Below are 17,169 nucleotides of genomic sequence, written 5' to 3'. Positions count from 1 at the left end.
ACATGGACGCGCAGCTCGTCGAACTCGACCTGGCCGACTGGGCCGCGGCCACGCCCAATGAGGCGTGGATCGCGGCGCTGGAGGCCGGCAAGGTGCTGTATTTCCCCCGGCTGGGCTTCGAGCTTCTGCCCGGGGAGCGTAGCCTGCTGACGCCGAGCCTGCTGGCGCCCAAGGTGCGCAACATCAGCCTCGATGCCGAAGGGCGCCTCAAGGGCGCCGTCGGCGACGAGGCGGTGCAGCGCGCCGCCGCGGCGATGGTGGGGCGCTTCCGTGCCCAGGCGCAGCAGCTGATCCACGGCCTGCTGCCGCACTACACGCCGGCGCTGCGGCTCGCGCCCACGAGCTACCGGCCGGCGCAGGTCGAGACGCGCGTGCAGTCCTGGCGCGCCGACGACAAGCGCATGCACGTCGATGCCTTTCCCTCGCGGCCCAACTACGGCGAGCGCATCCTGCGCGTCTTCACCAATGCCAACCCTGAGGGCGCACCGCGCGTCTGGCGGGTGGGCGAGCCCTTCGAGACCGTTGCACAACGCTTCCTGCCGCGCGCCAAGCCCTATTCGGCCTGGCAGGCGAGGCTGCTGCGGGCGCTGCGCGTGACCAAGTCGCTGCGCAGCGAGTACGACCACCTGATGCTGCAACTGCACGACGGGATGAAGGCCGACCTCGACTACCAGAAGAACGCGCCCCAGCAGACCGTGCCTTTCCCGGCCGGATCGGTCTGGGTCTGCTTTTCCGACCAGACCTCGCATGCCGTGATGTCGGGCCAGTACATGCTCGAACAGACGCTGCATCTGCCCGCGGCGAGGCAATACAATCCCGAGGCAAGCCCGCTCGCCATCCTGAGCCGGCTGACCGGACGAACCCTCGTCTGATCCTCTCTCCCCACATGCACCGCCGAACGGCAGCGTTCGGCGTTTTCGCTTTCTGGAGCAACAGAACATGAGCACCATCCCCGTCACCAAGCGCGGCGCCGAAAAACTGCGCGAAGAACTCCATCGCCTCAAGACGGTCGACCGTCCCTGGGTGATCAACGCGATCTCCGAGGCCCGCGCCCAGGGCGACCTGAGCGAGAACGCCGAGTACGAAGTCGCCAAGGACCGCCAGGGCTTCATCGAAGGGCGGATCCAGGAAATCGAAGGCAAGCTGTCGGCCGCGCAGATCATCGACCCGACCGCGCTCGACGCCGGCGGCAAGGTGGTGTTCGGTGCCACCGTCGAGCTCGAGGAAGAGAGCACGGGCGAGGCCGTCAAGTACCAGATCGTGGGCGAGGACGAGGCCGACCTGAAGCTGGGCCTTATCAACATCTCCAGCCCGATCGCGCGCGCGCTGATCGGCAAGGAGGAGGGCGATACCGCCGAAGTGCAGGCGCCCGGCGGGCTCAAGCACTACGAAATCGTCGCGATCAGCTACGTCTGAGCGCCGGCCGCGACACATGAAGGACCGTATCGCGCTGATGCTGGCCGCCTTCTGGTGGGGCAGCCTGAGCACCGTGGGTTTCCTGGTGGTGCCGATGCTGTTCGCCCGGCTGGGCAACCCGTCGGTGGCCGGCAACTTCGCCGGTCAGCTGTTCGCGGCCCAGAGCTGGATCGCGATCGCCTGCGGGCTGATCCTGCTGATGTACCTGCGTCAGAAGGCCGATCAGGGCTTCGACGACGCGACCCGTTTCGCCATCGGCCTGGTGCTGGCCGCGCTGCTGCTGGCCCTGCTGCAGCAGTACGCAGTGGCGCCGCGCATCATGGCGCGCGACAACCTGAAGCTCTGGCACCCGGTGGGCAGCGCCATGTACCTGCTGCAGTGGGCCTGCACCGGCGTGCTGCTGTGGCGCATGGGACGCCGCAGCGGGGGCTGATCAGCGTCGTCTGATCAGGTGGTCGTCCAGTACCTGGCGATCCACCGCGCCGGCCGGATGAAGCGGAAGGCGCGGTTGCGCCGGCCCGCCAGCGCATCCGGCGGATTGCATTCGCCGTGGAACACCACGATGCGCGCACCGTCGGGCACGAAGGGCTCCTGCCAGTAGTTGGTCGGCCAGGTCGGGATGCCGTGGTACTTGAAGCTCGGGCACCAGGCGTCGGGCCAGTACTGCAGCCGCCCCTGGGCATGCATGAAGTCCGACAGGTAGGCCTGTTCGTTGCGGAACCTGGCCTGCACCGCGTCCATGTTGGCGCGGAAATATGCCAGCACGTCGGCATGGGCGCCCAGCTCGAAGCGGTAGACCGACGAGTTGCCGGTGATGCGCTCGGTGCGCCAGGGCCGCGCGTAGTCGTGGATGATCAGGAACTCGCCGGGCTGCTCGAAGAAGGCGTCGAGGCTGCCGACCACCACCACGTCGAGGTCCAGGAAGAGGGCGGTGCCGCGCAGGCCGTGCAGGTCGGCCTCGAAGGTCGTGAGCTTCTTCCAGGCCCGGTCCGGCTGGCCCGCAGGCACTTCCAGGTCGAGTGGCGGGATCGGCAGGCACTGCACTTCGCTGCGGATGCCCTGGCCGTCGTCGGTCAGGCAGACGAAGTTGAAGTCGCCGCTGAGGTTGCGGCGCACCATCGCATAGAGGCGATTGACGTATTCGGGGCCGTATTTCGTGCCCCACTTCATGCAGAGGATATGGCGCCGGGCGCCTTGCACTGCCGCCAAGCTCAGTCTGCCTGGTTGCGCTTCTTGGCCGACAGCGGACGCGGCGGCTTGGCGCGCTTGATCGTGCCGCCGGGCGTCAGGCGCTGGTTGCCCAGCACGCGCAGGGTCTTGATCTCGGGGCGCTGGCCGCCGCGCTTGCTGTACTTGAGCACCTTGACGTCACGTGGGCCGGGCATGCGGTCTTCGTCGATCTCGCGGACCTTCTCGACCTTCGGGCGCCACAGCACCAGCAGCTTGCCGATGTGCTGGATCGGCGCGGCGTCGAGTTCGTCGGCCAGCGTGGCCAGCATGGCTTCGCGGGCGGCACGGTCGTCGGAGAAGACGCGGACCTTGATCAGGCCATGGGCCTTGAGGGCGGCTTCGGCTTCTTTCGTGACAGCCGGGGTGAGCCCGTCGCCACCGATCATGACGATCGGATCGAGGTGGTGGGCATCGGCGCGATGCACCTTGCGTTGCGCAGGGGTAAGTTGAATGGCTGTCATACCCGTATTATCGAGGCGAATGAAAGTCAAGACGAAAAGCAACAAGGTCAACAAGGCGTGGTTGAACGATCACGTGAACGACACGTACGTCAAGTTGGCCACCCGCGAGGGTTACCGCGCACGCGCCGCCTACAAGCTCAAGGAGATCGACGAGACCATGGGACTGATCCGTCCCGGGCATCTGGTGGTCGACCTGGGCTCGACGCCGGGGGCCTGGAGCCAGTACGTGCGGCGTCGGCTTTCGCCCCACGGCGCCGCATCCGGCACGCTGGACGGCACCATCATCGCGCTCGACCTCCTGCCGATGGAGCCGATCGAAGGCGTGATCTTTCTCCAGGGCGATTTCCGCGAGGATGAGGTGCTGGCACGGCTCGAAGCCGCGCTGGCGGGCCGCAAGGCCGACGTGGTGGTGTCGGACATGGCGCCGAATCTCTCGGGCATCGCCTCGGCCGATGCGGCGCGCATTTCGCACCTGGTCGAGCTGGCGATCGATTTTTCACGCCAGCACATGAAGCCCGAGGGGGCGCTCGTCACCAAGCTGTTCCATGGCGGCGGCTACGCCGAGCTGACCCAGCTGTTCAAGGCCAATTTCAAGACCGTGAAGCCGATCAAGCCCAAGGCCTCGCGCGACAAATCGTCGGAAACCTTCATGGTCGGCATCGGCCTGAAAGCCGTCGACACGAATTGATACCTTGCGGACCGTGCCAAAACCGTGCCCGGGCTGTGGCTGCTTGCGGGAAAACACGGTGTTTCATGGCTTGAAAAGCCTAAAATGGCCATCAATTGCGTGACCTGGGCGAAGTTTCATTTCGCTGTCACGCGCTTTTGACTGGAGCTTCGTTTGAACAATCAGTGGTTTTCCAAAGTTGCCGTCTGGCTTGTCATCGCGATGGTGTTGTTCACTGTGTTCAAGCAGTTCGACACCCGCGGTGGCGCCGGCTCGGGAGCTGTCAGCTACTCCGAGTTTCTGGACCAGGTCCGGAACAACCAAATCAAGAGTGCGCTCATCCCCGAGGGCGTGGGCGGCGGCGAGATCGTCGCGGTCACCAACGACGATCGCAGGATCCGCACGACGGCCACGGTGCTCGACCGCGGACTCGTGGGTGATCTGATCGACCACAACGTCAAGTTCGACGTCAAGCCGCGCGAAGAGGGCTCGCTGCTCATGACGCTGCTGGTCAGCTGGGGGCCGATGCTGCTGTTGATCGGTGTCTGGGTCTATTTCATGCGACAGATGCAGGGCGGAGGCAAGGGCGGTGCGTTCAGCTTCGGCAAGAGCAAGGCCCGCATGCTCGACGAGAACACGAACACCGTGACCTTCGCCGACGTGGCCGGTTGCGACGAGGCCAAGGAAGAAGTCAAGGAAGTCGTCGACTTCCTCAAGGACCCGGGTCGCTTCCAGAAGCTCGGCGGGCGCATTCCGCGCGGCCTGCTGCTGGTCGGCCCTCCGGGCACCGGCAAGACGCTGCTGGCCAAGTCGATCGCCGGCGAGGCCAAGGTGCCTTTCTTCTCGATCTCCGGTTCCGACTTCGTCGAAATGTTCGTCGGCGTGGGCGCAGCCCGCGTGCGCGACATGTTCGAGAACGCCAAGAAGAACGCTCCCTGCATCATCTTCATCGATGAAATCGACGCGGTCGGTCGCCAGCGTGGCGCCGGCCTCGGCGGCGGCAACGACGAGCGCGAGCAGACCTTGAACCAGATGCTGGTCGAGATGGACGGCTTCGAAACCAACCTGGGTGTGATCGTGGTCGCGGCCACCAACCGCCCGGACATCCTGGACGCCGCACTGCTGCGCCCGGGTCGTTTCGACCGCCAGGTTTACGTCACGCTGCCGGACATCCGCGGCCGTGAGCAGATCCTCGGCGTGCACATGCGCAAGGTGCCGCTCGGCCAGGACGTGAACCCGAGCATCATCGCGCGCGGCACGCCCGGCATGTCGGGCGCCGATCTCGCCAACCTGTGCAACGAAGCCGCTTTGATGGCCGCCCGCCGCAATGCGCGCGTGGTCGAGATGCAGGACTTCGAGAAGGCCAAGGACAAGATCTTCATGGGCCCCGAGCGCAAGAGCATGGTCATGCCCGAGGAAGAGCGCCGCAACACGGCCTACCACGAGTCCGGCCACGCCCTGATCGGCAAGCTGCTGCCCAAGTGCGACCCGGTCCACAAGGTCACGATCATCCCGCGCGGCCGTGCGCTGGGCGTGACCATGAGCCTGCCCGCACAGGACCGCTACAGCTACGACCGCGAATACATGCTCAACCAGATCAGCATGCTGTTCGGTGGCCGCATCGCCGAGGAAGTGTTCATGCACCAGATGACCACCGGCGCCAGCAACGACTTCGAACGTGCGACCTCGATCGCCCGCGACATGGTCACGCGCTACGGCATGACCGACGCGCTGGGTCCGATGGTCTATGCCGAGAACGAAGGCGAAGTGTTCCTGGGCCGTTCGGTGACCAAGACCACGACCATGAGCGAACAGACCATGGAAAAGGTCGACGGCGAAGTGCGTCGCATCATCGACGAGCAGTACGCGCTGGCGCGTGGCCTGATCGAAGAGAACAGCGACAAGATGCACGCCATGGCCAAGGCCCTGCTCGAATGGGAAACCATCGATTCGGAACAGCTCGACGACATCATGGCCGGCCGCGAACCGCGTCCGCCCAAGGACTGGACGCCGCGCATCCCGCCGTCGAACAACGGCGGCAGCGGCGGCACGCCGGCGGTCGCGACCGATCCGGCGCCCACTGCGGCCTGACATGGTGCAGTGCAGATCGACGGGGCCTCTGGCCCCGTTTTTTCGTCCTGGCGCCGCGAGATGACCGCCACCTTGAACTGGCGCACCACGCGCTTCCTGATCGACCTGTCGCGGCCCCGCGTGATGGGCATCGTCAACGTCACGCCCGACTCCTTCTCCGATGGCGGCGCCCATGCCTCGACCCAGGCCGCGGTTTGGCATTGCGAACTGCTGGTGGCGCAGGGCGCCGAGCTGCTCGACATCGGCGGGGAATCGACCCGGCCGGGCAGCCCCGCCGTGCCGCTGGAGCAGGAGCTCGAACGCGTGCTGCCGGTGGTGCGTGAGGCGGTGCGTCTGGGCGTGCCGATCTCGGTCGACACCTCGAAGGCGGAGGTCATGCGTGCCGTGCTGGACCTGGGCGCCGACATCGTCAACGACATCTGGGCGCTGCGCCAGCCCGGCGCGCTGGCCGCGGTGGCGCAGCATCCTTCCTGCGGCATCTGCCTGATGCACATGCACCGCGAGCCCCGGACCATGCAGGCCCGGCCCATGGACGGCGACGTGGTGGCGCAGGTGCGCGCTTTCCTCTCGGTCCACGCGCAGGGCCTGCGCGACCTGCAGGTCGATGCTGCACGCATCGTGCTCGATCCCGGCATCGGCTTCGGCAAGACCGTGAGGCAGAATTTCGCCCTGCTGGCGCACCAGCACGCGCTGCTGGACCTGGGCTATCCGCTGCTGGCCGGCTGGTCGCGCAAGTCCTCGCTCGGTGCCGTCACAGGCATCGAGAATGCGAGCGGGCGCATGGTGCCCAGCGTGGCCGCAGCCCTGCTGGCGGCCGAGCGCGGCGCTGTCATCCTGCGTGTGCACGATGTGCGCGATACCGTCGCGGCCCTGGCCGTGCGGCAGGCGATGCAGGACGCCGGGACACAAGATCAACAAGACAAGACGACACCATGACTCGACAGTATTTCGGCACCGACGGCATTCGCGGCACGGTTGGCCAGGCCCCCATCACGCCGGACTTCGTGCTGCGCCTCGCGCATGCCGTGGGCCGCGTGCTCAAGAGAACCCAGAAGCGCCCCACGGTGCTCATCGGCAAGGACACCCGCATCTCCGGCTACATGCTCGAATCGGCGCTCGAGTCGGGCTTCAACTCGGCCGGCGTCGACGTGGTGCTGCTCGGCCCGCTGCCGACGCCCGGTGTGGCCTACCTCACGCGGGCGCAGCGCGCCAGCCTGGGTGTGGTGATCAGCGCCAGCCACAACGCCTTTGCCGACAACGGCATCAAGTTCTTCAGCGCGCAGGGTACCAAGCTCGACGACGCCTGGGAACTGGCGGTCGAGGCCGCGCTGCAGGAGGCGCCGGTGTGGGCCGATTCGGCCAACCTCGGCAAGGCACGCCGCCTCGACGATGCGTCGGGCCGCTACATCGAGTTCTGCAAGAGCACCTTCGCCAACGACCTGACGTTGCGCGACATGAAGCTGGTCGTCGACGCAGCGCATGGCGCGGCCTACCAGGTGGCGCCCAACGTGTTCCATGAACTGGGCGCCGAAGTCAGCACCATCGGCGTGTCGCCCGACGGGCTCAACATCAACAAGAACGTCGGTGCGACGCACCCCGAGGCATTGGTGGCCGCGGTGCTGGCGCAGCAGGCCGACTACGGTATCGCGCTCGACGGCGACGCAGACCGGCTGCAGCTGGTCGACGCCAGCGGCCGCCTGTTCAACGGCGACGAACTGCTCTACCTGATGGTGCGCGAGCGCATCGAGCGCGGCGACAAGCCCGTCGGGGTGGTGGGCACGCTGATGACCAACAAGGCGGTGGAGATCGCGCTGCGCAAGCTGGGCGTCGAGTTCGTGCGCGCCAAGGTCGGCGACCGCTATGTGCTCGAGGAACTCGAGAAACGCGGCTGGCTGCTGGGTGGCGAGAGCTCGGGCCACCTGCTGGCACTCGACTGCCACACCACGGGCGACGGCATCGTGAGCGCGCTGCAGGTGCTGCAGGCCTGCCAGCGCAGCGGCAAGACCGTGGCCGAGCTGCTGTCGGATGTCGTGCTGTTTCCCCAGACCATGATCAACGTGCGGCTCAAGCCCGGCCAGGACTGGAAAAGCAATGCCGCGCTGGCCGCCGAGACGCAGCGCACCGAAGCCGAACTGGGCGATGCGGGCCGGGTGCTGATCCGCGCCAGCGGGACCGAGCCGCTGGTACGCGTGATGGTCGAGGCGCGCGACCGTGCCCAGGCCGATGCCTTCGCACAGCGCATGGCGGCCACACTGGAGGATTGACGGCATGGCGGGCGCCACGGTCAGCGCGGTGCATCGCAGCACGCTGCACAGCTTCTCGAAATTCGCCGAGCCTGCGATCCGGCTGGTGGCGGGGCTGGGCGTCGAAGGCGACGCGCATGCCGGCACGACGGTCCAGCACCGCTCGCGCGTGGCCCGCAACCCGGGCGCCCCCAACCTGCGGCAGGTGCACCTGATCCACGCCGAGCTGTTCGACGAGCTGATGGCAGCGGGCTTCGCGGTCTGGCCCGGGGACCTGGGCGAGAACCTTACGACGCAGGGCATCGCGCTGCTGGAACTGCCGACCGGCACGCGGCTGCACCTCGGCGCAGCCGCCGTGCTCGAGCTGACCGGGTTGCGCAACCCCTGCAGCCAGATCGACCGCTTCCAGCGCGGCCTGATGGCCGCTACGCTGGCGCGCGACGCCCAGGGCGAGCTGGTGCGCAAGGCGGGCGTGATGGCGGTTGTCTGCCAAGGCGGGGAAGTCCGAAGCGGCGACCCCATCCGCATCGAAATGCCGGCGGGCATCACCCGGCGACTGGAGCCTGTGTGATCGATATCGTCCTGGCCGACTACGGCCATCCTGTCCACGCCGCCGCCCTGGTGAACCTGCTCGATGCTTACGCGCGCGATCCGGCCGGTGGCGGCACGCCGCTGAGCGAGGCCGTGCTGGCGGCGCTTCCGGCCGCGCTCGCAGCCCGGCCGCAGGCCTTCAGCGTGCTCGCCTTCGACGGTGAAGAGGCTGTCGGGCTGGTCAACTGCATCGAGGGCTTCTCCACTTTCGCCTGCCGTCCGCTGGTGAACGTGCACGACGTGGTGGTGGCGGCCAGCCATCGCGGCCAGCGCATCACGCAGCGCATGCTCGCGCGTGTGGAGAAAGAGGCCGTGGCGCGCGGCGCCTGCAAGCTCACGCTGGAAGTGCTGCAAGGCAATGCGCCGGCGGTGCGCGCCTACGAGCGTGAAGGCTTCGCGGGCTACCAGCTCGATCCGGCCTTCGGCTCGGCGCTGTTCATGCAGAAGCCGCTGTAGCGCGCACCAGCAAAAAAGCCGCCGGCGCAAGGCGCGGGCGGCTTCATGGCGCGGGTGGATCAGAAGCGCGTGACGGGCGGCTCGATCTCGCGCTTGTCGGCAGCGTAGCGGCCCAGCTCCCACTTGGCGATCGCATTGCGGTGCACTTCGTCCGGGCCGTCGGCGAAGCGCAGCGTGCGCGCATGGGCGTAGGCGTTGGCCAGCGGGAAGTCGTCGGACATGCCGCCGCCGCCATGGACCTGCATGGCCCAGTCGATCACCTGGCAGGCCATCGACGGCGCCACCACCTTGATCATCGCGATCTCGTTCTTCGCGACCTTGTTGCCGGCCACGTCCATCAGCCAGGCGGCCTTGAGCGTGAGCAGGCGCGCCATGTCGATCTTGCAGCGCGCTTCGGCGATGCGTTCCTGCGTGACGGTCTGCGAGGCGACCGTCTTGCCGAAGGCCACGCGCGACGAGGCGCGACGGCACATCAGCTCGAGCGCGCGCTCGGCCAGGCCGATCAGGCGCATGCAATGGTGGATGCGTCCCGGGCCGAGGCGACCCTGGGCGATCTCGAAGCCGCGGCCTTCGCCCAGCAGGATGTTGTCGACCGGCACGCGCACGTTCTCGAAGGTCATCTCGACGTGGCCGTGCGGCGCATCGTCGTAGCCCAGCACGTTGAGCGGACGGATCACCTTGATGCCCTTGGCATCGGCCGGCACGATCACCATGCTCTGCTGCGAATGCCGCGCCGCTTCGGGATCGGTCTTGCCCATGGTGATGTAGACCGCGCAGCGCGGGTCGGCGGCGCCGGAGATCCACCACTTGCGGCCGTTGATCACGTACTCGTTGCCCTGGCGCTCGATGCGGGTGGCGATGTTGGTCGCATCGCTCGAGGCCACGTCGGGCTCGGTCATCGCGAAGGCCGAGCGGATCTGGCCTTCGAGCAGCGGCTTGAGCCAGCGCGCCTTGATGGCTTCGGAGCCGTAGCGCGCGATGGTCTCCATGTTGCCGGTGTCGGGCGCCGAGCAGTTGAAGGCCTCGCTGGCCCATGGCACCCGGCCCATGATCTCGGCCAGCGGCGCGTATTCCTGGTTGGTCAGGCCCGCACCTTCATAGCCCGAAGCGGCAGCGCTGTCGACCGGCAGGAACAGGTTCCACAAGCCCTGGGCCTTGGCCTTCTCCTTGACCTGCTCGACGGTCTTGAGCGCGGTCCAGCGCTTGCCGGCGGCCGTGTTCGCGGCCAGTTCGGCCGTGTAGGCCGACTCGGCGGGGTAGATGTGCGCGTCCATGAACGCGCTCACGCGCTGCTGCAGTTCCTTGGTCTTGGCGGAATACTCAAAGTCCATTTGTCGTCTCCTGGGGTGAACGGGTGTGAATGCGGGCGCTCAGGCCTTGCTGGCGAAGGCCCAGGCCATCTCGGCCATCGGGCGCGCGCCGCGCCCCGATGCCACGGCCTGTTCGCTCGAGGCGGTGCCGGCCTCGACCCGCTTGGCGATGCCTTGCAGGATGGCCGCCATGCGGAACAGGTTGTAGGCGAGGTAGAAGTTCCAGTCGGGCGCCAGCGCTTCGGGCGTGGTCAGGCCGGTGCGTTCGCAGTAGCGTCGGATGTAGGCGCTCTGCGTGGGGATGCCCAGGCTTTCGACGTCGAGGCCGCCGATGCCGCGGAAGGCACCGGGCGCGATGTGCCAGGACATGCAGTGGTAGCTGAAGTCGGCCAGCGGGTGGCCCAGCGTCGACAGTTCCCAGTCGAGCACCGCGATGGCGCGTGGCTCGGTCGGGTGGAACATCACGTTGTCGAGCCGGTAGTCGCCGTGCACGATCGAGGTCATCGACGCGTCGCGCGCGCTGTCGGGCATGTTGGCAGGCAGCCATGCCATCAGGCGGTCCATCTCGGGAATCGGCTCGGTGATCGAGGCGATGTACTGCTTGCTCCAGCGACCGATCTGGCGCTCGAAGTAGTTGCCGGGCTTGCCGTAGTCGGCCAGGCCGCGCTCGGCGAACTTCACCTTGTGCAGCGCCGCGATCACGCGGTTGAGCTCGTCGTAGATGGCACTGCGCTCGGCGGTGTCCATGCCGGGCAGGGCCTGGTCCCAGAGCACGCGGCCCTGCTTGAATTCCATCACGTAGAAGGCGCGGCCGATGACCGACTCGTCCTCGCACAGGCAGTGCATCTGCGGCACCGGCACGTCGGTGCCGGCGAGCCCGCTCATCACCTTGAACTCGCGCTCGATCGCGTGGGCCGAGGGCAGCAGCTTGGCGACCGGGCCGGGCTTGGCGCGCATCACGTAGCTCTTGGTCGGCGTGACCAGCTTGTAGGTCGGGTTGGATTGGCCTCCCTTGAACATCTCCACCGTCAGCGGACCCTTGAAGCCGTCGAGATGGGCCTCGAGCCACGCGGTGAGCGTGTCGACGTCGAAGGCGTGCTGCTGCGAGACCGCGCGGGTGCCGATGAAGTTGCTGAAGTCCTGCTGGGTCATGAGGTGGCGATGGGGTTCGTCGTCAAAGATCGGCTTCGGACAGGCGCATGAGCCCGGCCCGGTCGAGCACCACCAGGCCGCCCTGTTCGATGCGGATGATGTGCTCGCGCTCCATGGCCTTGAGCTCCTGGTTGACGCGCTGGCGCGAGGCGCCCAGCAGCTGTGCCAGTTCTTCCTGCGCCAGGTGCAGGCCGATGCGCATGTGGCTGCCGTCGTCCAGCGCCGGGGCACCGTAGCTGCGCACCAGGTGCGTGAGCTGCTTGGCCAGGCGTGCGCGCAAGGGCAGGGTGTTGAGGTCCTCGACCAGTCCGAACAGCTGTCGGATGCGCCGCGCCTGCAGGCGCATCAGCGCTTCGTAGAGCTCGACGTGGTTGGCCAGGATCTTCTGGAAGTCGGCGCGCGCCACGTTCAGCGTGGTCGTGTCGCCATGCGCATAGGCATCGTGGGTGCGCCGGTCCCCGTCGAACATCGCCACGTCGCCGAACCAGATGCCCGGCTCGACGTAGGTCAGCGTCACCTGCTTGCCCGACACCGTCGTCGAGCTCACGCGGACCGCGCCCCGGGCGCAGGCGATCCATTGCTCGGGCGGGTCGCCGCGGGCGCAGAGCAGATCGCCGTCCTTGTGACGTTTGACGTAGGCGCATCGGAGGATGTCGTGTCGCAGTGAGGGAGAAAGAGAGGAGAACCAGCGACCGTTGTTGATCGCCTCGCGTTCGTCGATGGTAAGAATGGGCTCGTCCATAGGTCTGTCCTGTCGGAGACTGAAAGGGGCAAAGATGTCCCGGGAGCGACGCGTGGGGTGTCAGGCGTAGCGGGGTTTCTGCTTGGCGAGGAAGGCCTCGATGCCGATCCCGGCGTTGGGATGGTGCAGGTTGCGCACGAAGTGGTCGCGCTCCTGCGCGAGCTGCGTCGACAGCGCGTTGCCGCGCGCCTCGTTGAGCAGCTCCTTGATGCTGGCCAGCGCATTGGGCGCCTTGCCGTCCAGGTGGGCCGCCAGGCGCAGCGCGGCCGACAGCGCCTGCCCAGTGTCGGCGAGCTCGTTGACCAGGCCGGCCGCATGCAGGCGTGCTGCGCCGATGCGTTCGCCGCCCATGAGCCATTCGGTCGCCAGCTGGCGCGGCAACGCCTGCGCCAGGTGCCAGCTCATGCCGCCGTCGGGAGAAAGGCCGACGTTGACGTACGAGGCCGCAAACACCGCATCGCGTGCGGACACCAGCAGGTCGCAGGCCAGCGCCAGCGAGAAGCCGGCGCCGGCGGCCGCGCCCTCGACCGCCGCGATCACCGGCTTGGGGAAGGTACGGATCGAATCGATCCAGTTGTGCAGGCCCTCGATCGACTCGGCCTGCACCGAAGCGGGCTGCTGCCGGTTGGCCTGCAGCCGCTGGAGCGAGCCGCCGGCACAGAACCACGGGCCTTCGCCCACGATCACCACGCTGCGGATCTCGGCGCTGTTCTCGGCGCCGTTGAGGGCCTCGACGCCGGCCGCATAGATGGCCGGATCGAGCGCATTGCGCAGCGAGGGGTTGGAGAGGGTCAGCACCATCGTGCTGCCTTCGGTGGTGCTCTTGAGTTCGGCGGTCATGGCTGTCTCTGGTCTTGTGTCGTGTTTGTTCTATTCTTCTTCGTGCATCAGGCTCAGGCCCAGCGCGCCGCGCCGGCGCAGCCACGGGCTCGGGCGATAGCGCGGGTCGCCGTAGACGGTCTGCAGGTTGAACAGCACCTCCAGCATGTTGGTCGGACCGTACAGGTCGCCCATCGCGAGCGGACCGCGGGGGTAGCCCAGGCCCAGGCGCACCGCCGTCTCGAGGTCGGCCGGCGAGCAGACGCGCTGCTGGCACATGTCGGTCGCGATGTTGACGATGGTGCCGACCACGCGTTGCGTCACGAAGCCGCCGCTGTCGCGGATCACGCTCACCGCCTTGCCGTCGCGCGCGAACAGCGCGTGCGCCGCGTCGCGCATGTCGATGCGCGTCGCGGGGTTGGTGGCCAGCACGCGGCGCTTGGTCGCGGCGTCGTCGATCATCAGGTCGATGCCCACGGTGCGCGTGGCATCGAGGCGCTCGACCGCCGCCACGGTGGTTACGTCGAAGCCCAGCGGCGCCACCAGGATCAAGGCCTGCGAGGAGGGCGCGGCACCGGTTTCGATCTGTGCGCCCAGCGTGTGGATCAGCTTGAGCAGTTCGGCGCGGCGTGCGGCGCGCGGCGACACCCAGACCGGCGGCAGTGCGTCGACCGTGGGCGCTGCCGGCTCGGGCGCGACCTGCGCGGCGCCGTCCACGTAGCGGTAGAAGCCTTCGCCGGTCTTGCGGCCCAGCGCGCCGGCGGCCAGGCGCTGCGCGGTGATCACGCTGGGGCGGTAGCGCGGTTCCTCGTAGTACTGCCGATAGATCGATTCCATGACCGGATGCGAGACGTCCAGTGCCGTCAGGTCCATGAGCTCGAAGGGGCCGAGGCGGAAACCGGCCTGGTCCTTGAGGATGCGGTCGACCGTCGCGAAATCGGCCACGCCTTCGCCCACGATGCGCAACGCCTCGGTGCCGAAGCCGCGTCCGGCATGGTTGACGATGAAGCCGGGTGTGTCCTGCGCCTGCACCGCGCTGTGGCCCATCTGCACCGCATACGCGGCCAGTTGCCGGCAGACGGCCGGATCGGTCTTGAAGCCTGCGACGACTTCGACCACCTTCATCAACGGGACCGGATTGAAGAAGTGGAAGCCGGCGACGCGCTCCGGATGCGCGAGCCCGGCGGCGATCGCCGTGACCGACAGCGAGGAGGTGTTGGTCGCCAGCGTGGCCGAGGGCGCCACCACGGCCTCCAGGTCATGGAAAAGCTGGCGTTTGACCGCCATGTCTTCCACCACGGCTTCGATGACCAGATCGCAACCGGCCAGATCGCTCAAGGACGCGACCGCGTGCAGCCGTTCGCTCAACGCGGCCAGCTGAGCCGCATCAAATTTTCCCTTCTCGTGCAGCTTTTGCCATTGCGCGACCACGGCGCCGCGGCCACGTTCGGCCGCACCGGCGAAACTGTCGAAGATCAGCACGGTGCTGCCGGCCTGGGCCGCGATCTGGGCGATGCCTCGCCCCATGGCGCCGGCGCCGACCAAGGCCACTTTGGAATAGTTCACAATCATTTCGATAAATATCCGGTGTGTAATGGGTGACGTGACAAACGTGTCAAAATGTGTTTACTTTAGGTTGCCTTCTGGGTTCATCTTGCACTTCCACAAACTCGCGGCGCCCCTGTTTTTACTCGGCTTTGCCCTGCCATCTGTCGCACTGACGCTGGGCCAGCCGCAGGGGGTGGCCTGGGTCGGCCGTCCGTTCGACGTCGTGATCCCGGTGTCGCTGGCAGAAGGCGAGAGCCGGGACGCGCTGTGCGCGGAAGCCGAACTCATGCATGGCAGCACGCGCGTCGATGATCGACGCGTGACTGTATCTGTAGGCGCGGGTGCGACGCCGAACACCGTGCGCCTGCACGTGCGCTCGAGCGTGCCCGTCGACGAGCCGGTGTTGCAACTGACCGTTCGCGCCGGCTGCGCGATGAACTCGTCGCGCCAGTACGTGATGCTGGCCGACATGCCCTCCGATGTGGGCGTGGTGGGTGGGCCGGACGCGGCCGCGGCGCGCGCGCTTCCCTCCGTCAGTGCCCGCAGCGAGCCTTTCGGTGGCACGCGCAGCGGCGTGTCTTCCTCCTCTTCCGCCTCGGCAAGCGATGCGGACAACGGTGCTGCAGCGCTGCCGGCGCCAACGCCCCGCGAGCGCGTCCGTTCGCCGGCACCGCGACCGGCGACCGTGCGCAATCGCGCTGCGGACGCCGGCGAAGCCCGTCGGCCGGTGCAGCGGGCCGCCGCGCCGCGCCGCGCCGTGGCGTCGGCCAAGCCGCCCGTGGTCGCATCGGCCGCACCTGCCGTTCCGTCCGCCGCCGCACAGGCACCTCAGGCCCCGGCCAGCGGTGCGCGACTGCAACTCGAAGGGGTGGATTCGGCGTCGTTGCGCAATCCCGCAGCCGCCGCGTCCGCGCCGGTCACGGGCGCTTCGGCGGCCGCGCCGTCGCCGGCCCAGGGCGCCTCGGCCCCTGCAGCATCAGAGGTTGCCGCGGCCACCGCGCAGACCGAGGAACTGCAGCGTGCCCACGAGCGCCTGCAATCCCTCGAAGCGACACTCAAGGCGTTGCGTGAGCAAAGCGCCCAGAACCAGCGCATGCTGATGGAGATGCGCAGCGAACTGGCCGAGTCGCGCGACAGCCGCTATGCCAATCCGCTGGTCTACCTGCTGGTCCTGTTGTTGCTGCTCGCGCTCATCGCGCTGGCCCTGCTGTGGCGCCTGGTGCGCAACGGTGGCGATCGACCCGCATGGTGGGGCGACGCGCCACTCAAGGACGACGGCGGACCGAGCAGCATCGCGCCCGAGGCGATCGAGCCTCCTGTCGCGAGTGCCGTGTACGGCGGCATCGATGCCGATCCGCGGCCGGTCGTCCTGTCTTCGTCGAGCGCTGTGAGTGCATTGAGCGCCGAGCCCGTGGTGCACCACGGGCATTTCGACGACACGGTGCCGCAGTCGCTGGACGAGGCCGACATGCCGGCACGCTATGTCAACACCGAGGAACTCTTTGATGTGCAGCAGCAGTCGGACTTCTTCGTCTCGCTGGGTCAGCACGACCAGGCCATCGCGGTGCTCAGCGAGCACATTGCCGACAACCCGGAGACCAGCGCGCTGGCCTACCTGGACCTGCTGCGCATCTTCCACTCGCTGGAGCGTCGCGACGACTATGCACGGGTGGCCAGCGAATTCGAGCGCGCCTTCAATGCCGAAGTCCCGGCCTTCGAGCAGTTCGCCGAGGTGGGCAACGGCCTCGAGCACTACCGTGACGCCCTCACGCGCATCGAGGCCCAATGGCCGGGGCCGGGCACGCTGGGCCTGATCGAGGAACTGGTGTTCCGCAAGCCGGGCGCCCGCGGCAGCGACGAGAGTTTCGATCTGGCGGCCTATCGCGAACTGCTGCTGCTGTATTCGGTGGCCAAGGAGGTGATCGACCCCCACAGTGCGCCGCCGACGCCCGTGACGCCGCTGTCCTTTCTGGACACGCACGATGCCGCACTGGAGTCGAGGATGCTGGCGGTCGATCTGCAGGCGCGTCAGGAGATGCAGGATACGCAGCCGGATGTGCTGCGCGACGATGCGGCGGTCACGGTGCCGGGCGCATCGCTGCCATCGATCTACGGCCCGCTCGACGCGGGCATGGCGCACGACACGGAACTCGCCGCCATCGAGCGCGCGCAGCGCGAGGCGGCCAACGGCATCATCGACTTCGACACCACGCTGCTCGCCACGACGACGCCGGCCGGGCTGGAGCCTGCGGACGCGTCACAGCGGCCGACGCCGGCGCCATCCGATTGGCTGTCGTTCGACATCGAAACGCCCGCGCCCCCGCCGCTGGACCTGCAGCTTTTCGATCCGGCCACCGAAGCCGAGATCGCGCCCAAGCCCAAGCGGCGCAAGTGAAGGGCGGAATCAGGCACGAAGGGCGCGCCAGCGTGGCGCTCCCTCCGC

At 67.8% G+C, this 17,169-nt stretch carries 17 protein-coding genes; 10 read left to right on the top strand and 7 right to left on the bottom strand.

From position 1 onward, the window contains the following. Positions 1-2 precede the first annotated feature (2 nt). The 3 genes from K0H49_RS23680 to K0H49_RS23670 all read left to right on the top strand — a co-directional run bounded on the left by K0H49_RS23680 (position 3) and on the right by K0H49_RS23670 (position 1,849). Positions 3-872 carry a Kdo hydroxylase family protein gene (locus tag K0H49_RS23680; protein ID WP_219217807.1) on the top strand — a complete coding sequence of 290 codons (870 nt, stop codon included), beginning with the start codon at positions 3-5 and terminating at the stop codon, positions 870-872. Positions 873-939: 67 nt separating this feature from the next. Continuing rightward, the gene (gene greA / locus K0H49_RS23675; protein WP_219217805.1) at positions 940-1,416 is read left to right on the top strand and encodes a transcription elongation factor GreA; all 477 of its coding nucleotides are present in this window, start codon (positions 940-942) and stop codon (positions 1,414-1,416) included. Positions 1,417-1,432: 16 nt separating this feature from the next. Further along, positions 1,433-1,849, top strand: coding sequence for a DUF4149 domain-containing protein (locus K0H49_RS23670; RefSeq protein ID WP_219217803.1), 417 nt, complete (start codon positions 1,433-1,435; stop codon positions 1,847-1,849). A gap of 14 nt (positions 1,850-1,863) precedes the next feature. Here K0H49_RS23670 and K0H49_RS23665 read toward each other — a convergent pair whose 3' ends face one another. Together K0H49_RS23665 and K0H49_RS23660 are read right to left on the bottom strand one after the other, a co-directional pair. Then, entirely contained in the window at positions 1,864-2,586 is a 723-nt protein-coding gene (locus K0H49_RS23665) for a glycosyltransferase (protein ID WP_257625096.1), read from the bottom strand. A 41-nt stretch (positions 2,587-2,627) separates the two neighbouring features. Then, positions 2,628-3,107: a YhbY family RNA-binding protein gene (locus tag K0H49_RS23660; protein ID WP_219217791.1), complete on the bottom strand. Its 480-nt coding sequence runs from the start codon at positions 3,105-3,107 to the stop codon at positions 2,628-2,630. A gap of 19 nt (positions 3,108-3,126) precedes the next feature. Between K0H49_RS23660 and K0H49_RS23655 the strand changes: the two genes are divergently transcribed. From K0H49_RS23655 to K0H49_RS23630, 6 genes are all read left to right on the top strand, one after another. Then, complete coding sequence (locus K0H49_RS23655) at positions 3,127-3,795, top strand: RlmE family RNA methyltransferase (RefSeq protein WP_219217789.1); 669 nt, start codon at positions 3,127-3,129, stop codon at positions 3,793-3,795. A 153-nt stretch (positions 3,796-3,948) separates the two neighbouring features. Further along, positions 3,949-5,865: an ATP-dependent zinc metalloprotease FtsH gene (ftsH, locus tag K0H49_RS23650; protein WP_219217788.1), complete on the top strand. Its 1,917-nt coding sequence runs from the start codon at positions 3,949-3,951 to the stop codon at positions 5,863-5,865. 72 nt (positions 5,866-5,937) lie between these two features. Further along, positions 5,938-6,801, top strand: coding sequence for a dihydropteroate synthase (gene folP, locus K0H49_RS23645; RefSeq protein WP_219219132.1), 864 nt, complete (start codon positions 5,938-5,940; stop codon positions 6,799-6,801). Beyond that, the gene (gene glmM / locus K0H49_RS23640; RefSeq protein WP_219217786.1) at positions 6,798-8,129 is read left to right on the top strand and encodes a phosphoglucosamine mutase; all 1,332 of its coding nucleotides are present in this window, start codon (positions 6,798-6,800) and stop codon (positions 8,127-8,129) included. The genes folP and glmM overlap by 4 nt, the downstream gene beginning before the upstream one ends. A 4-nt stretch (positions 8,130-8,133) precedes the next feature. Next, entirely contained in the window at positions 8,134-8,679 is a 546-nt protein-coding gene (locus K0H49_RS23635) for an MOSC domain-containing protein (protein ID WP_219217775.1), read from the top strand. After that, complete coding sequence (locus tag K0H49_RS23630; protein WP_219217773.1) at positions 8,676-9,155, top strand: GNAT family N-acetyltransferase; 480 nt, start codon at positions 8,676-8,678, stop codon at positions 9,153-9,155. Before K0H49_RS23635 ends, K0H49_RS23630 begins: the two co-directional genes overlap by 4 nt. Before the next feature lie 59 nt (positions 9,156-9,214). On the opposite strand, the gene K0H49_RS23625 is transcribed toward K0H49_RS23630, so the two are convergent. From K0H49_RS23625 to K0H49_RS23605, 5 genes are read right to left on the bottom strand one after another with little or no spacing between them, the layout of a single operon-like run. Continuing rightward, a complete protein-coding gene (locus K0H49_RS23625) occupies positions 9,215-10,486 on the bottom strand; it encodes an acyl-CoA dehydrogenase family protein (RefSeq protein ID WP_219217771.1) in 1,272 nt (423 codons plus the stop codon). Positions 10,487-10,525: 39 nt separating this feature from the next. After that, the gene (locus K0H49_RS23620) at positions 10,526-11,617 is read right to left on the bottom strand and encodes a phosphotransferase (protein ID WP_219217769.1); all 1,092 of its coding nucleotides are present in this window, start codon (positions 11,615-11,617) and stop codon (positions 10,526-10,528) included. A gap of 22 nt (positions 11,618-11,639) precedes the next feature. Beyond that, on the bottom strand, positions 11,640-12,359 hold the full coding sequence (locus K0H49_RS23615; RefSeq protein ID WP_183023630.1) for a Crp/Fnr family transcriptional regulator: 720 nt from the start codon (positions 12,357-12,359) through the stop codon (positions 11,640-11,642). A 60-nt stretch (positions 12,360-12,419) separates the two neighbouring features. Then, positions 12,420-13,199, bottom strand: a complete 780-nt coding sequence (locus tag K0H49_RS23610) for an oxepin-CoA hydrolase, alternative type (RefSeq protein ID WP_219217768.1) — start codon at positions 13,197-13,199, stop codon at positions 12,420-12,422. Between the two features lie 30 nt (positions 13,200-13,229). Then, positions 13,230-14,750, bottom strand: coding sequence for a 3-hydroxyacyl-CoA dehydrogenase (locus K0H49_RS23605; protein ID WP_219217766.1), 1,521 nt, complete (start codon positions 14,748-14,750; stop codon positions 13,230-13,232). An 82-nt stretch (positions 14,751-14,832) separates the two neighbouring features. Between K0H49_RS23605 and K0H49_RS23600 the strand changes: the two genes are divergently transcribed. Further along, positions 14,833-17,121, top strand: a complete 2,289-nt coding sequence (locus tag K0H49_RS23600; protein ID WP_219217763.1) for a hypothetical protein — start codon at positions 14,833-14,835, stop codon at positions 17,119-17,121. Positions 17,122-17,169 lie beyond the last annotated feature (48 nt).

The organism is Variovorax boronicumulans (genome assembly GCF_019352895.1).
GTDB lineage: Bacteria > Pseudomonadota > Gammaproteobacteria > Burkholderiales > Burkholderiaceae_C > Variovorax > Variovorax boronicumulans_A.
Note: the sequence above shows the minus strand (reverse complement) of the source record. Positions and strands in the feature narration are given on the sequence as shown.

What these genes read in the sequence shown, in the direction of transcription:
- K0H49_RS23680 (WP_219217807.1), top strand. Translation starts at nt 3, where the DNA reads ATGGACGCGCAGCTCGTCGAACTCGACCTGGCCGACTGGGCCGCGGCC.
- greA (WP_219217805.1), top strand. Translation starts at nt 940, where the DNA reads ATGAGCACCATCCCCGTCACCAAGCGCGGCGCCGAAAAACTGCGCGAA.
- K0H49_RS23670 (WP_219217803.1), top strand. Translation starts at nt 1,433, where the DNA reads ATGAAGGACCGTATCGCGCTGATGCTGGCCGCCTTCTGGTGGGGCAGC.
- K0H49_RS23665 (WP_257625096.1), bottom strand. Translation starts at nt 2,586, where the DNA reads ATGAAGTGGGGCACGAAATACGGCCCCGAATACGTCAATCGCCTCTAT.
- K0H49_RS23660 (WP_219217791.1), bottom strand. Translation starts at nt 3,107, where the DNA reads ATGACAGCCATTCAACTTACCCCTGCGCAACGCAAGGTGCATCGCGCC.
- K0H49_RS23655 (WP_219217789.1), top strand. Translation starts at nt 3,127, where the DNA reads ATGAAAGTCAAGACGAAAAGCAACAAGGTCAACAAGGCGTGGTTGAAC.
- glmM (WP_219217786.1), top strand. Translation starts at nt 6,798, where the DNA reads ATGACTCGACAGTATTTCGGCACCGACGGCATTCGCGGCACGGTTGGC.
- K0H49_RS23635 (WP_219217775.1), top strand. Translation starts at nt 8,134, where the DNA reads ATGGCGGGCGCCACGGTCAGCGCGGTGCATCGCAGCACGCTGCACAGC.
- K0H49_RS23625 (WP_219217771.1), bottom strand. Translation starts at nt 10,486, where the DNA reads ATGGACTTTGAGTATTCCGCCAAGACCAAGGAACTGCAGCAGCGCGTG.
- K0H49_RS23620 (WP_219217769.1), bottom strand. Translation starts at nt 11,617, where the DNA reads ATGACCCAGCAGGACTTCAGCAACTTCATCGGCACCCGCGCGGTCTCG.
- K0H49_RS23615 (WP_183023630.1), bottom strand. Translation starts at nt 12,359, where the DNA reads ATGGACGAGCCCATTCTTACCATCGACGAACGCGAGGCGATCAACAAC.
- K0H49_RS23610 (WP_219217768.1), bottom strand. Translation starts at nt 13,199, where the DNA reads ATGACCGCCGAACTCAAGAGCACCACCGAAGGCAGCACGATGGTGCTG.
- K0H49_RS23605 (WP_219217766.1), bottom strand. Translation starts at nt 14,750, where the DNA reads ATGATTGTGAACTATTCCAAAGTGGCCTTGGTCGGCGCCGGCGCCATG.